This is a genomic window from Mesorhizobium escarrei (genome assembly GCF_935825525.1).
Lineage (GTDB): Bacteria > Pseudomonadota > Alphaproteobacteria > Rhizobiales > Rhizobiaceae > Mesorhizobium > Mesorhizobium escarrei.
This window is the reverse complement of sequence record NZ_CAKXZT010000117.1, coordinates 4,234-16,782: the sequence shown is the minus strand read 5'-3', so window position 1 is coordinate 16,782 and position 12,549 is coordinate 4,234. Positions and strand designations below refer to the sequence as shown.

Annotated in this window: 13 protein-coding genes and 1 tRNA gene; 9 read left to right on the top strand and 5 right to left on the bottom strand. The window is 60.3% G+C overall.

Annotation, left to right across the window (positions count from 1 at the left end; all coding sequences use genetic code 11):
• Nucleotides 1-34 precede the first annotated feature (34 nt).
• Both NMG80_RS10000 and NMG80_RS09995 read right to left on the bottom strand, forming a co-directional pair.
• A complete protein-coding gene (locus NMG80_RS10000) occupies nt 35-820 on the bottom strand; it encodes a GP88 family protein (protein WP_254017935.1) in 786 nt (261 codons plus the stop codon).
• Between the two features lie 950 nt (nt 821-1,770).
• The gene (locus NMG80_RS09995) at nt 1,771-2,100 is read right to left on the bottom strand and encodes a hypothetical protein (protein WP_254017934.1); all 330 of its coding nucleotides are present in this window, start codon (nt 2,098-2,100) and stop codon (nt 1,771-1,773) included.
• A gap of 1,314 nt (nt 2,101-3,414) precedes the next feature.
• On the opposite strand from NMG80_RS09995, the gene NMG80_RS09990 reads away from it, so the two are divergent.
• The 5 genes from NMG80_RS09990 to NMG80_RS09970 all read left to right on the top strand — a co-directional run bounded on the left by NMG80_RS09990 (nt 3,415) and on the right by NMG80_RS09970 (nt 6,216).
• Complete coding sequence (locus tag NMG80_RS09990) at nt 3,415-3,597, top strand: hypothetical protein (protein ID WP_254017933.1); 183 nt, start codon at nt 3,415-3,417, stop codon at nt 3,595-3,597.
• Between the two features lie 170 nt (nt 3,598-3,767).
• A complete protein-coding gene (locus tag NMG80_RS09985) occupies nt 3,768-4,016 on the top strand; it encodes a DUF982 domain-containing protein (RefSeq protein ID WP_254017932.1) in 249 nt (82 codons plus the stop codon).
• Nucleotides 4,017-4,039: 23 nt separating this feature from the next.
• The gene (locus NMG80_RS09980) at nt 4,040-4,285 is read left to right on the top strand and encodes a hypothetical protein (protein ID WP_254017931.1); all 246 of its coding nucleotides are present in this window, start codon (nt 4,040-4,042) and stop codon (nt 4,283-4,285) included.
• Between the two features lie 28 nt (nt 4,286-4,313).
• Nucleotides 4,314-4,583, top strand: a complete 270-nt coding sequence (locus NMG80_RS09975; protein ID WP_254017930.1) for a hypothetical protein — start codon at nt 4,314-4,316, stop codon at nt 4,581-4,583.
• Between the two features lie 388 nt (nt 4,584-4,971).
• Nucleotides 4,972-6,216 carry a hypothetical protein gene (locus NMG80_RS09970; RefSeq protein ID WP_254017929.1) on the top strand — a complete coding sequence of 415 codons (1,245 nt, stop codon included), beginning with the start codon at nt 4,972-4,974 and terminating at the stop codon, nt 6,214-6,216.
• A 36-nt stretch (nt 6,217-6,252) separates the two neighbouring features.
• On the opposite strand, the gene NMG80_RS09965 is transcribed toward NMG80_RS09970, so the two are convergent.
• Together NMG80_RS09965 and NMG80_RS09960 are read right to left on the bottom strand one after the other, a co-directional pair.
• On the bottom strand, nt 6,253-7,587 hold the full coding sequence (locus NMG80_RS09965) for a tyrosine-type recombinase/integrase (protein ID WP_254017928.1): 1,335 nt from the start codon (nt 7,585-7,587) through the stop codon (nt 6,253-6,255).
• Nucleotides 7,588-7,677: 90 nt separating this feature from the next.
• Nucleotides 7,678-7,753, bottom strand: a tRNA-Thr gene (locus NMG80_RS09960).
• A 147-nt stretch (nt 7,754-7,900) separates the two neighbouring features.
• Here NMG80_RS09960 and NMG80_RS09955 point away from each other — a divergent pair.
• Together NMG80_RS09955 and NMG80_RS09950 are read left to right on the top strand one after the other, a co-directional pair.
• Entirely contained in the window at nt 7,901-8,068 is a 168-nt protein-coding gene (locus tag NMG80_RS09955; protein WP_254017927.1) for a hypothetical protein, read from the top strand.
• Between the two features lie 191 nt (nt 8,069-8,259).
• Nucleotides 8,260-8,568, top strand: coding sequence for a BA14K family protein (locus tag NMG80_RS09950; protein WP_254017926.1), 309 nt, complete (start codon nt 8,260-8,262; stop codon nt 8,566-8,568).
• A gap of 340 nt (nt 8,569-8,908) precedes the next feature.
• Here NMG80_RS09950 and bhcR read toward each other — a convergent pair whose 3' ends face one another.
• On the bottom strand, nt 8,909-9,727 hold the full coding sequence (gene bhcR / locus NMG80_RS09945) for an HTH-type transcriptional regulator BhcR (protein WP_254017925.1): 819 nt from the start codon (nt 9,725-9,727) through the stop codon (nt 8,909-8,911).
• Between the two features lie 199 nt (nt 9,728-9,926).
• On the opposite strand from bhcR, the gene gcl reads away from it, so the two are divergent.
• Complete coding sequence (gene gcl / locus NMG80_RS09940; protein ID WP_254017924.1) at nt 9,927-11,708, top strand: glyoxylate carboligase; 1,782 nt, start codon at nt 9,927-9,929, stop codon at nt 11,706-11,708.
• 19 nt (nt 11,709-11,727) lie between these two features.
• A complete protein-coding gene (gene otnI / locus NMG80_RS09935) occupies nt 11,728-12,519 on the top strand; it encodes a 2-oxo-tetronate isomerase (RefSeq protein ID WP_254017923.1) in 792 nt (263 codons plus the stop codon).
• The last annotated feature ends 30 nt before the right edge of the window (nt 12,520-12,549 follow it).

The window sequence follows — 12,549 nt, the reverse complement described above, 5'->3', positions numbered from 1 at the left end:
GTTCCTTCAATGTGCTGTTGATGGGTGGTCGGACTTAACCGACCACGAAGCCCGAGGTGTCGTCTTTGGCGCTGCCCTTGGCGAAGAGCCCGACGACCACGCCCTTAGGGTCAAGGAAGCGCATGTCGGTTTCGTCGCCGTCGATGACGCGGCTTGGAGTGCCGTTGAAGTAGCTGCGGAGGCCGATGAGGCTGTCGCGCATTTCCTTGGTGCGGAAGACCACGGCGACGTTCGCGCCGGTCTCGACATGCGCCTTGACGATGGCGTCGGCATAAACCGGGTTGGCTGCCGAGTAGGACAAGGTCAGCGTGTAGTTAGCCGGCAGCGAGCGGTAAGCCCGCTTGTAAACCTTCGTGTAGTCGTAGAATTGCACCTCAGGGAAAGCCTCGAAGATGGACCCGAAGCGGTTCCCGTCGCGGTGGCATGGATGCGCCACTTCCCATTGAATGTCAGAGGTGCCGTTAAGGCGGCAGGCTGGCTTGCGACCGGCCTTGCTGCAGTAGCGGACAAAGCGTTCGAGATCGTCGACCAGATCGGCCATGAATGCGGCGCGGTCTGACCAGTAGCGATGGGTCTTCTGAGCCCGGGCAATCTGGACGTTGGTGAAGCGGCCACGACCGGCGGTGTTCAGGCACGGTTCGCTGCAGGCTGCCAAGTCGGCGAGCGGGCAGACATTGCCCAGAAGATTAGCCTTGCTGTCGACCAGTATCTTCGCGGCCAGCGTATGAGGCGCAAGGTACATGATGGCGGTTTCGTAGACGTCATCGCCCTTGACGGTCTTCGCGTTGTTACCAGAGCGGATGAGAGTTCCTGAGAACATGGTGGTCGTTCCTGCGTGGTGGTGATTTTGTGGGGTTCGGCAAGGCAGTCGCTTAATCGGTCGACTGTCTGACAGAGCCTCGCAGACCATTCGCCAAGGCTTCCATTGTTGATGCGGCTTGTTGCGCTCCCGCGCCGTCTGCCTAACGGATGCCGTGTGTCCCGTTGCGTATCGACAAGGACGTTGGCCTTGCCCCGACCCGGTTCCATCCGGTTCCCAGCGGCTCGTCACCGCGTCGATGGCTGTAATGTGTACGATATCGGACTGGTACGCAAGAGGACTGAATTGAAAAAATGCACAGATGGCGTCATTTCCAAGCTAAGGCATTGAATTTACGGCAAAAGAAAATCCATGGTGAAGCCGATAGGTCACCTCTCGGTCACCTCATGCGTCACTGCATGGGCCCTGAACGGGCACTGAAGGCGGCACCGCTTGCGTCACTGCGGGCGCTTGAACGACACTGACACCGATAGCAACGGAGGCGCATCAACATTCCCAGCCTTGACGTCACGTAATAACGTAACAAGCGAGATCGAGCGCCAGACCAGTCTGTTCAATCTTGAACAATCGACAGCGCCATGGTCGAGAGGCGTCCTATCGGTCTGCATGAACTGGTCTGCATGATGCCGGTCTGCATGAAGCCCAGAACAACGGATGCAGACCACATGAAACCATCATGCATGATCCGGTCTACAATGGCAGGATCAATTCAGACCGCCTCATGGTCACATGACAGGCACCATGCAGGCACCAAGCGTTGCACCGACAGGCACCAAGCGTTGCACCGCGCGCGCATCGTGTCGCGTTTCGCCCAGGGTGATCTGTGACAGGCACTTTGCCGGCATCATGGCTGGAACCGAGGGGGCACCGGGGGGTCGGCGCGCGTGCTTGTTATCTGATCCCCCGCTCACATTTTATCGAGTAACATTCCGACCCCCTCAGGCCATCGTTCAGGTATCCTTCGAGGCAGCTTTGGCCTTTACGACCCTGCCTTTGAGGCGGTTGATCCGGGCCTCTTCGCGATACGCCAGCACCCGCTCAGGGTTGGCCTCACGCCATTGGCGAGCCGCTTCGAGCTTCCTCGCCCTGAAGTCAGGGTCGGTGCGATACCGGCTGTTCTCGCGCTCTCGGGCCGGCTCCGGGTTGTCGAAGTAGGCGGCTCTGCTCTGAGCCCTATAGGCATCCTCATCGGGCCGCTGATAGGACTTGTTGTACGCCTTCAGGTAAGCCTTGCGGGCCGCTGCAGCGTCTTCCTTCGAGGCAAACGTGCGCCTCGGCATCGTGTACTTTCGTTTCGGTCGTTCAGATAACATGGTCCTTTTGGTGGGGAAGGGAGGCTGTCCTCAGCCGATGGCTTGCGGGAGGTCACTCCCGACCTGACCAACCTCGAAGTCTGGGAGAACAGCAGGTGAGGACTGGATCAGGTCAGGAGTGATCTGGGAGTGCGCTCGCAGGCTGTCAGCCGAGAACGTCTTCTTGCGAATGAGCAGCTATCAAAACTGGCCCCATGCGGAACCACAGGGGAAGGAGAAACCCTTGGCTCAGCTACCGGAGGAGACCTTTGCAAGTCTCGACATCGTCAACCCACCACACAGGGGGCCAGCTTTGATAGATGTTCATTAGAAGATGGTCAGAGAGGGTGACTACGGAGCCTGTGCAGCTTCACGTCACCGAGGGTGCCCTCCGAGGAAGTTGATCAGGTGTCACTTCAGGGGCACCTTAGAGATGGATTGATCAAGGGACTACTCTGTCCCTGTTCCACATCAGGTAGCACCTCAGGTTCCTCCCCTAACCCCTCCCTATAGGTGAACCTTATAGTGAACCTCTATGTGACCCTTATAGGTGAACCTTAGGTATGATGCTCAGGTGAACCGGGTAGACAAGGGACACTCATCAGCACGTCGAGCGTTCTCTCTTGTCCTGAGGGGGATAATGTCCCAGCCATCCGACAAGCGATCTGACGTGATCGAGCGTTCTCTCTTGTACTGAGGGGGATAATGGTCCGTCAATCAGACAGCCCAGCAGGCTTGCGCCGGATAAGCCTATCAGCCAGCAGCCTTCCCAGACCATCGTATTTCCAACGCTGATCAAGACATCGGCAAGTCCAGGAAATTTGCAGGCTTTTGCATTGGCGGAGCGGACCCAACAATCTGATTAAGATTGATGGTCGGCCTGGTGGTCTTGGCGAGCCAATTTCCGACCATCAGCCGTTCTGGTATGGTCACGAAATAGTCACTGTTGTTCCGCTTGTCAGCTACATTCCAGGCGATAAGGTCGAGCAATGGGAAACGGGGACCGGCGTCCAAAGCCAGCCCCTGATCTGGGTCCAAACCTGATCTAACCCCATAAAGGCGGCGCGCCGGTCACCTCTGCAAGACCGTGGCTGGCGCGTCGTCACCAGACCCCCATCCAAGCACCGAGACAGGGCAAGCGCAAGACCGCGTGGGGTAACGCCCTCGTGACAATTGAGCGGCGAGGGATAGAATTGGCTGACGAGACCCCTGGCTGCACTAGCTGCCAAACATTCGTGACCCCTAATGGAACCATTGCGTATTCCGGGAGTTGCGGCCTGGGCGGGGTTGGGACATGCAGACATGTCAAAGCGTGATAACGCCGGGCAAAAGCCCCCACTTGCCGAGGCCATTCGGCAGTTCATCAGTGCTGAAGACAATCGTCATCACGTACACAAGCTGCTTGGGCTGGAGGTCGAACCAGAGCTGCCGCCAACGCTAGCTTCATTGCTTGAGGCGATTGATCGCGCCAGACGGGCCGAGTAAGGCTCCGTTCATTGGCTCTGCTAAGGGAGGAGCCCGCCGCCGTTGAGAGGGAGGGGCGACGGACCCCACGGCGGCTGTATTCCACGGAGGAGCGATCGCCGCGATTGTAAACCCGCGCGGGCCTAGATCGTTCCCTTATCGACGGCCTCTTGCCGCTCTAGGTTCTCCCTATGGCAACCTACTGGTTCTCCCCTCCGGTGTTCGTGAAGACCGAGCTGGTCGGTGTCAGCTACGCCTGCAACAATGCCAGGGGTGCCGCCGAGCAGCTCCTCAAGTGGCCCAAGAAGGGACCCAAGTGGCACCAAGCGTCGGCCCTATGCCTTCAAGCCTTAGGTGGCGAGGAGGTGGACCCCAAGGAGATACGGAAGGCATTCGAGGCTGCCGCTAAGGAGGCCAAGATGCTCCTTCCTCATGGTTAGGGCGCAGCGTAAGGTGGTTTCCGATGGATAAGCCCGAGAAGAAACCGGTGAGCAACCTTGTGCACAATGAGCAGGTCAAGCTCTTCGCAGTGTTCCTCAACAATCTGGCCGTCGCATCCCTTGCGACCGGGGCCATTGTCCCGATGGTTAGCCTCAGCGTCGTGGGCAAGTCTGATCTTGCCGTCTACATTCCGTTCGGGATTGGGGCCGCGATAGCCGTCTGGTTCCATTGGTGGGCACACAGGGTCCTGAGGGAACTCAAAGAGTGAGAAACCCCAGTGATAGGGTGGGATAAACATGCGCTACAAACTCTGGCAGTCGAACTCCAGCGAACAGGCGATCCGCGTCACGTTCTATCTCGACGACGATGACGGCGAGGTCACCGCCATGGTCGAGCGGACGGGTCCGGTCCGAGAGGGTGAAGATTACTCTTGGTACCCGTTCGGCGAGCCCACCAGAATGCTCGATGAGGCAAGCTCGATAGCGACCAAGATGGGCCTGGACGTGGTGTACATCAAGCTGGAGGGCGTCGACTGGAACCCTGAATGGGGACCACTCCCGGAGTAGGTAGGTGGTCTCCTAGGTCCCTGTGCCCCCTCGGCTACACCAGTGGAGAACTGCTGGGGTAACTGAGGGGGTAACCTTGCTGTAAGGCTCCCTGCGGCGAACTGAGCGCCCCCGGGCATGGTCGAGGGCTCGGCCCGGGTGCCTTGCGGCCTAATACGATCTGACCACACTTGCTCGGGCCTGCTCCGTGGTGGAAATGAAGGGCACGGGGGGGGTCGCGCGTGCCTGTTATCCGATCACCCGCTCACATTTTTCTACAAAAAATTCCGCCCCCTCCTCTTGGCCCAGATTAAGCGAAGTATCAGCCCGGGGGCAGATTGCCTGAGAGATAGTTTGACGCAACAGCATCGACCACCTACGCTACTATGCAACTTGGGGGAAATCCTACATGACCATCGACGAAGTCGGGGACGGGAGTGTTTCTACTCCAACTACCGAAGTCACCAAGAAGACGGCGACCAAACGAACACGTACACCTAGCAAGGCTGGGGCAGAAGAGGCGGGAAAGTCGGAGCCCAAGAGGGTGCGTACACCGCGCCCATTTCCTGCATCCTCTTTTGAAGAGGCCCTCACATTCGCACGAGAACTGTATCGGGTGGGAAGTGGCCAACCCGTTCGGCGGCTTACCTTGTTCAACGATCTCGGAAAGGCTCCCGATAGTGGGCCGAGCCGGATGCTTATTACGAACTCGAACCGCTACGGTCTCACCAAGGGTAGCTATGCCTCCGAGCATCTGGAACTGACTGCCGATGGATTGAAGGCTGTCGACGAACAGGTGCCAGTGCGGGAGCAGCGACGGGCGTGGGGCAAGTTGGCCATTCAGGACATTGAGCCATTTCGCACACTCTACGAGCGTTTTGTGAATGCGAGGCTTCCGACCCGCGCGGTGCTGATCGATGCTCTTAAAGAGACCGGCGTGGCGGCAGACGCTGCCGAAGAAGGGGTCGACACCTTTGTGGTCAACCTGCGATTTGTTGGGCTGCTGCAGACCCTGTCCGGGGCAGATCGTATCGTGCCCGTCGATCACATGTTGGATGAGCTTCCAGCGTCCACCATGTCCGAATTGCCGTATGCAGCACCTATCGAACAGCGGAGCCTTGTAACGCAGGAACATGCTGAGTTTGACACAACATGCTTCTACTGTACCCCCATCGGCGAAGCGGGTTCTGAGCAGCGCCGACACTCCGACTTGTTTCTCAGCACGTTCGTGGAGCCTGCTCTGCAGCCATTCGGACTGAAGGTGGTGCGCGCCGACGCGATTGAGAAGCCAGGTATGATCACGCGGCAGATCATCGAATACCTACTTCGGTCTCGCCTCGTGGTGGCTGACCTTTCGTTTCACAATCCCAACGTCTTCTATGAATTGGCACTGCGCCATGCGGCGCGGCTTCCGATTGTTCAAATCATACGTTCAAGTGACCGCATACCGTTCGATATTCATCAAATGCGGACCATTCCGATTGACAATACGGACATCTACTCCCTCGTGCCAAAGATCGAGACGTACCGCTCGGAGATAGGTAATCAAGTGCGAAGCGCGTTGGCTGCGGACAAAGAAGTAGACACTCCGGTGTCCGTCTACTTCCCGAGTTTCCAGGTCTCAATCAACGGCGAGGTCAAACCAGCAGCCTGACGGGCGTGTCGCTGATCTAGTAAGTAGCATCGCCCCTCATAAAGCCCGCTGAAGGGCTCGCGTCGCCACCTCCAGCCGCGCCTCAGGTCCCCCGTAGGCTTCACTCACGTTCCCGCTCGAATGGCCCAGGATCATGTCATGGACATTCGCCGGCACGTCAGCCGCTATCAGCTTATCCTTGATCCGATGCCGCAGCGAATGGACCGTGACCTTGGGATCGGTGATCACCTTCCTGACGTGCTTCATGAGCGCAGCCGATGCCACGTTCGCCCCGCCTTCCTTGGCGTAGGTCTCGAACAGGGGATAGAAATTACCCCCATCGGCTTTGCGCGAGCCATCGAGGCGAGCCTCCCTGGCCTCCTGCGCAGCGGAGCGAGCTTCCTGAGCGGCCTTGAGCGCGTCCCCGACGAGTGGCACCCTGCGCACACTGCCGGCGTTCTTCAAGCGTCTGTGCGGGTGGAAGCGAAGGTCGAGGTATGGCAGCGTCCCGTCAAGGTGGACGTCTTCCACCATGAGCCCGGTGACCTCGGCCAGTCGACACCCGGTCCCCGCCAGCATCCGCCACACCCGCTGAAGGTCGACCGAAGCATGTCCCACGATCCGCGCTCGGGCTGCCTTCAGTTGGCCTTCGGTGAACGGCTTGCGGGCGTCCTTGGCTTGTGTCGCCGGCCCGTCCTGCTTCACCTCCAGCTTGTTGAACGGGTTCACCGCGTCCCGAATGTCCATCTCCTTGATGGCATGGGTGATAACGGCTCTGAGGTCGTTGAGGTAGCGGTGGACCGTCGCGGCGCTCATGTCGCCATCGGCCTGCATGTGATCTCTGACCTCTCGGGCGTCTGTCCGCGTCAAAGACCGGATGTCGGGGTCTCGGCCCAGCGCCTTCTCGACGTGACCCCTGACGCGCTCGACACGTTGCCGCTTCTTGGTCTCGTCGGGCGTTCCCTCGACTTTCTCTTTGAGGTACAGCCGCACGGCATCCGTAAGCGTCGGCTCGGGCTTCCTGTCAGGCACCACCAAGGCGCGGTAGAGGTCGGCCTGTCCGGTTTCCTCCAGATGAGCAGCCATGGCGTCGACCTGAGCGTCATCCATCGGCCCCCATTCAGCGACTTGTCGGGTGGCCCAGCGGTAACGCTCAAGCTCTGTCTTGGGCTCGGTGGGCTTGACCTGCCCCTTGGTCGCTGCCTTCAGCATCGCCTCGGCCTGCTTGTGCGCCTTGTCGTAATGCCGCAGCACCTCGGCTGGCGTCCTGCCCAGTGGCAGAATTATTGTAGTTTTGCCAAGCGCCTGCCTCAGGAAGTCCGGCACCTTGCGCCGATAGCGGTAGTGGGTCTTGCCTGCGGGCTGGTGAACGTAGGGTAGCGTGATGTCCATGGGTGAACCTCCAAGGGGACCTTTCGGTGAACCTCTGAGGACGCTCAACGCCTTGATTTCCTTGGATTTCATGGTCTTATGCTGCATAAATGGTGCCCCCGGACGGAATCGAACCGCCGACCTTCGGTTTACAAAACCGCTGCTCTACCAGCTGAGCTACAAGGGCACGGCGCTCCGGTTAGCATATTTGTTGCGCCAGTAAAGACAAAACTCTGTTTTGAGCGCGCCGGAGCTGCCGGCGCGGGTATCCTGAAAACGGCCAATTGGCTTCCTATATCGTTCGAAGGTGCAATCGCATGGGCGAGGGTGTCGCATGATCAGACTTGTCGTCATTGCCCTGATCGTCGTCGTGGCCTGGTTTCTCCTGGTGAAGCTCATCAGGCAAGTGAAGAGCGCCAACATCGACTGGACCGGTATCGCCACCATCATCAGCTTCATCGCGCTCGCCTTCTGGCTGCGTCATATCACCGGCATGGGCTGAGGCCTCCCGCCGCTGAACTGTCGACCGGCGTTCCTCGCGGTCGCATTTGCGCGCCTGACTGCAAGCTCAGTTCAGACGCAGCTTTGCACTTTCAAAAAATCCAAAAAACCGTCGAACCTTTTTCCTTGCTGCCACCACAGATGGTCAAGAGGCGGATGGATCGCCTTTCACAACGCAGCAAGGAGATCGTCATGTTCAAGCGCACCATCGGTTCCGGCCTCATCGCCACCACTGTCGCCGCCGCCATGCTGGCCGGCACCGTTCAGCCTTCGGCCGCCCATCACAAGCACCATCACAACAAGCACCTTGGCATCGGCATCGCCGCCGGCGTCGGTGGCTTCCTGCTCGGCACCGCGCTCGCCCAGCCGCGCACCGTCTACATCGAGGAAAATGGCGGCTCATGGCACGTCCGGCTCTGCCTTAACCGCTATCAGAGCTACGATCCGTACTCCGACACCTATGTCGGCCATGACGGCTATCGTCACCGCTGCCGGCTTTGAGAGGAGCCGTTTCTGGGGGTTACCCCACCTCAGACATTCCGGAGGCGCCGTCGGCGAAACTGCCGATCTCCCCCCTTGCGGGGGAGATGCCCGGCAGGGCAGAGGGGGTGCTGTCCCGCCGGCCTGTCAGCGAATTACAGCCACGCCGTCAGGCTGTTTTCGGTTGGGAATGGTTTAATCGAGGGTTGGCGATCCTTCGCACCCCCTCTGTCCTGCCCTCTCTTTTGCCAAAATTTGGCATATCCCCCGCAAGGGGCCGCAAGGGGGAGATTCGACGTCGCTTCGGCTTTCGCCAATTACCAACGCCGGAATGGGCATGCTGCCCTGAATTAGGTCTGGATCAGGGGGTCCTGCCGCCGATCATCTTCGTCACCGCCGCTGCCGCATCGTGCACCAGCGGGCCGATCTCGGCCAGCCGCTCCGGCGTGACCCGCACCGTCGGTCCCGAAACCGAAACGCCGCCAATCGGCTCGCCGAACTCGTTGAAGATGGCGGCGGCGACGCAGCGCATGCCGGGGTGCCGCTCCTCGTCGTCGACCGACCAGCCGCGCAGCTTGATCGTCACCAGATCACGGGCCAGCGCCGAGACGTCGGAAAGCGTCTTCTCGGTGAAGCGCTCCAGCCCGGTCCGGCGCAAGACGGCGCCGACGCGCTGCGGCTCGAGATGCGCCAGCACCGCCTTGCCGATGCCCGACGCATGGAAGGAACTGCGCGTGCCCGGCCGGAAGAAGGCGCGGATCGCCTGATGGGTCTCGACCTGGCTGACGAAGACGACGCAATCGTCCTCGGCGACGCCGAGATTGGCGGTCTCGCCGGTCTTCTCCATCAGTTCCTGCATGACGATGCGGGCGCGGTCGACCAGCTTGCGCCGGCGCAGGAACGCCGCGCCCATGCGATAGGTCTCGACGCCGATCGACCACAGCTGGTCGGTGCTATCGAACTCGACCATGCCATGGTTTTCCAGCGTCGACAGCATGCGGTAGGCGGTGGAAGCCGGCAAGCCGGACGTGGTGGCGATCTCGCTCAGCGACAGCCCGCTGCCGTCGGCGACGATGGCCAGGATGCGCAGCGCCCGGTCGAGCGACTGCACCGAAGCCGCCTCGGCCGGACCGTGGAAGGCGCGCGGCCGTCCGCGCTGGCGTTTTTCGGCGGTTTTCATAGTGGCATTCTTGCCGATTTCGCCAAATGCGCAATGAAAAAGTTTTTCACAAATTTGCCACGCCAGTTCTATGGAAAACGGAAAACACAATTAAATCAAAATGTAGTCGCTGTTTCCTAGAAATGAAAAAATATTTTGAAAAATTGAAAAATAATAGGCGCGCTGCCATTCTCGGCCATCAACAATTCCGGAGGCTGACATGGCCAGGATGCGCGCAGTCGACGCAGCGGTTCTCGTTCTCGAAAAGGAAGGCATCTCCTGCGCCTTTGGCGTGCCGGGTGCGGCGATCAACCCGTTCTATTCGGCGCTGAAGGCGAGGGGTACCATCCGCCATATCCTGGCGCGCCATGTCGAGGCGGCCTCCCACATGGCCGAAGGTTATACCCGCGCCAGATCAGGCAATATCGGCCTGTGCGTCGGCACTTCGGGTCCGGCCGGCACCGACATGATCACCGGCCTCTATTCGGCCGCGGCCGATTCCATCCCGATCCTCTGCATCACCGGCCAGGCGCCGCGGGCGCGTCTCAACAAGGAGGATTTCCAGGCCGTCGACATCGCCGCCATCGCCGCGCCGGTCGCCAAATGGGCGGTCACCGTCATGGAACCCTATCTCGTGCCGATGGCGCTGCAGAACGCGTTCCACCTGATGCGCTCGTCGCGGCCGGGGCCGGTTCTCATCGATCTGCCGGTCGACGTGCAACTGGCCGAGATCGAGTTCGACATCGACGCCTATGAGCCGCTGGTGCCGTTCAAGCCGGCAATGTCGCGCGGCCAGGCCGAGAAAGCGCTGAAAATGCTCAACGCGGCGGAAAAGCCTGTCATCGTTGCCGGCGGCGGCATCATTAATGCGGATGCCTCGGATCTGCTGATCGAGTTCGCCGAAGTCACCGGGGTGCCGGTGATCCCGACGCTGATGGGCTGGGGCGCGATCCCCGACGACCACCGGCTAATGGCCGGCATGTGCGGGCTGCAGACATCGCATCGCTACGGCAACGCAACCATGCTCGAGGCCGATTTCGTGTTTGGCATCGGCAACCGCTGGGCCAACCGCCACACCGGCTCCGTCGACGTCTACACCAGGGGCAAGAAATTCATCCATGTCGACATCGAGCCTACTCAAATAGGCCGCGTCTTCGCGCCGGATCTCGGCGTCGTCTCGGATGCCGGTGCGGCGCTGAAAATGCTGCTCGACGTCGCCACCGAATGGAAGACGGCGCGGAAACTGCGCGACTGGTCGGGCTGGGCCAAGGAATGCCAGGGCCGCAAGAAGACGATGAAGCGCAAGACGCATTTCGACCAGGTGCCGCTGAAGCCGCAGCGCGTCTATGAGGAGATGAACAAGGCGTTCGGCCGCGACACCACCTATGTCACCACGATCGGCCTTTCGCAGATCGCCGGCGCGCAATTCCTGCATGTCTACAAGCCGCGCAACTGGATCAATTGCGGCCAGGCCGGCCCGCTCGGCTGGACGCTGCCGGCAGCACTTGGCGTTCGAGCCGCCGACCCGCACCGCAACATCGTGGCGCTGTCCGGCGACTATGATTTCCAGTTCATGATCGAGGAGCTGGCGGCCGGCGCGCAGCACAAATTGCCCTATATCCACGTCGTCGTGAACAATGCCTATCTCGGCCTCATCCGCCAGGCGCAGCGCGGCTTTTCGATGGATTTCGAGGTCAGCCTCGCCTTCGAGAACGTCAACCGGAAAGACGATCCCGAGGCTGGCTATGGCGTCGACCATGTCGCCGTCGCCGAGGCCATGGGCTGCAAGGCGGTCCGGGTGCGCAGGCCAGAGGAGTTTGCCGGCGCCTTCAAACAGGCGCAGCGCCTGATGGAGGAGCACCAGGTTCCCGTCGTGCTTGAATTCATCCTCGAGCGCGTCACCAACATTTCGATGGGCACCGAGATCGACAAGATTACTGAATTCGAGGAGCTTGCCGAGAGCGATGAAGACGCGCCGACGGCGATCGTGATGCTCGATTAGATCATAAGGACCTGCTGCCATGCCACGGTTTTCGGCCAACCTTTCGATGCTCTTTCCCGAGCATGATTTCCTCGATCGCGTCGATGCCGCCGCCCGCGCCGGTTTTAGGGGTGTCGAATATATCGGGCCTTATGACCATGCGCCCGATGTCGTTGCGGCGAGGCTGAAGAAAAACGGCCTGACGCAGGTGCTGTTCAACCTGCCGGCCGGCGACTGGGGCAAGGGCGAGCGCGGCATCGCCGTGTTGCCGGATCGTATTCCGGAGTTCCGGCAAGGAGTCGCCAAGGCGATCACCTATGCGCATGCGCTGGGTTGCGAACAGGTCAACTGCCTCGCCGGCATCGCGCCGCGAGGCGTCGAGCGTTCAGTGCTGGAAGATGTCTTCACCGAGAACCTGGCTTTCGCCGCGGAGAAGCTGGAGCAGGCCGGCATCAGGCTATTGATCGAACCGATCAACACGCGCGACATTCCCGGCTTCTTCCTGAACTATTCGGACCAGGCCCTGGCGCTCATCGACCGCGTCGGCTCAAAGAACCTGTTCCTGCAATACGACATCTATCATATGCAGATCATGGAGGGCGATCTCGCCCGCACCATCGAGGCCAACCTCGGCCGCATCGCGCATATCCAGCTTGCGGACAATCCCGGCCGTCATGAGCCGGGGACTGGCGAGATCAATTTTCCTTTTCTGTACAGCCACATCGACAGTATCGGCTATGCCGGCTGGATCGGGGCGGAGTACAAGCCGAGGGTTTCGACGGAGGCCGGGCTGGGCTGGTTCCGGGAGTTTGCCGGGCAGGCGGCGGCGTAGGGGTCAAGGATTATTGAAGTCGAGTTCCCT

What these genes read in the sequence shown, in the direction of transcription:
- gcl (WP_254017924.1), top strand. Translation starts at nt 9,927, where the DNA reads ATGGCCAGGATGCGCGCAGTCGACGCAGCGGTTCTCGTTCTCGAAAAG.
- NMG80_RS09980 (WP_254017931.1), top strand. Translation starts at nt 4,040, where the DNA reads ATGGATAAGCCCGAGAAGAAACCGGTGAGCAACCTTGTGCACAATGAG.
- NMG80_RS09955 (WP_254017927.1), top strand. Translation starts at nt 7,901, where the DNA reads ATGATCAGACTTGTCGTCATTGCCCTGATCGTCGTCGTGGCCTGGTTT.
- NMG80_RS09965 (WP_254017928.1), bottom strand. Translation starts at nt 7,587, where the DNA reads ATGGACATCACGCTACCCTACGTTCACCAGCCCGCAGGCAAGACCCAC.
- NMG80_RS09950 (WP_254017926.1), top strand. Translation starts at nt 8,260, where the DNA reads ATGTTCAAGCGCACCATCGGTTCCGGCCTCATCGCCACCACTGTCGCC.
- NMG80_RS09990 (WP_254017933.1), top strand. Translation starts at nt 3,415, where the DNA reads ATGTCAAAGCGTGATAACGCCGGGCAAAAGCCCCCACTTGCCGAGGCC.
- NMG80_RS09975 (WP_254017930.1), top strand. Translation starts at nt 4,314, where the DNA reads ATGCGCTACAAACTCTGGCAGTCGAACTCCAGCGAACAGGCGATCCGC.
- NMG80_RS09970 (WP_254017929.1), top strand. Translation starts at nt 4,972, where the DNA reads ATGACCATCGACGAAGTCGGGGACGGGAGTGTTTCTACTCCAACTACC.
- bhcR (WP_254017925.1), bottom strand. Translation starts at nt 9,727, where the DNA reads ATGAAAACCGCCGAAAAACGCCAGCGCGGACGGCCGCGCGCCTTCCAC.
- NMG80_RS09985 (WP_254017932.1), top strand. Translation starts at nt 3,768, where the DNA reads ATGGCAACCTACTGGTTCTCCCCTCCGGTGTTCGTGAAGACCGAGCTG.
- NMG80_RS09995 (WP_254017934.1), bottom strand. Translation starts at nt 2,100, where the DNA reads ATGCCGAGGCGCACGTTTGCCTCGAAGGAAGACGCTGCAGCGGCCCGC.
- otnI (WP_254017923.1), top strand. Translation starts at nt 11,728, where the DNA reads ATGCCACGGTTTTCGGCCAACCTTTCGATGCTCTTTCCCGAGCATGAT.
- NMG80_RS10000 (WP_254017935.1), bottom strand. Translation starts at nt 820, where the DNA reads ATGTTCTCAGGAACTCTCATCCGCTCTGGTAACAACGCGAAGACCGTC.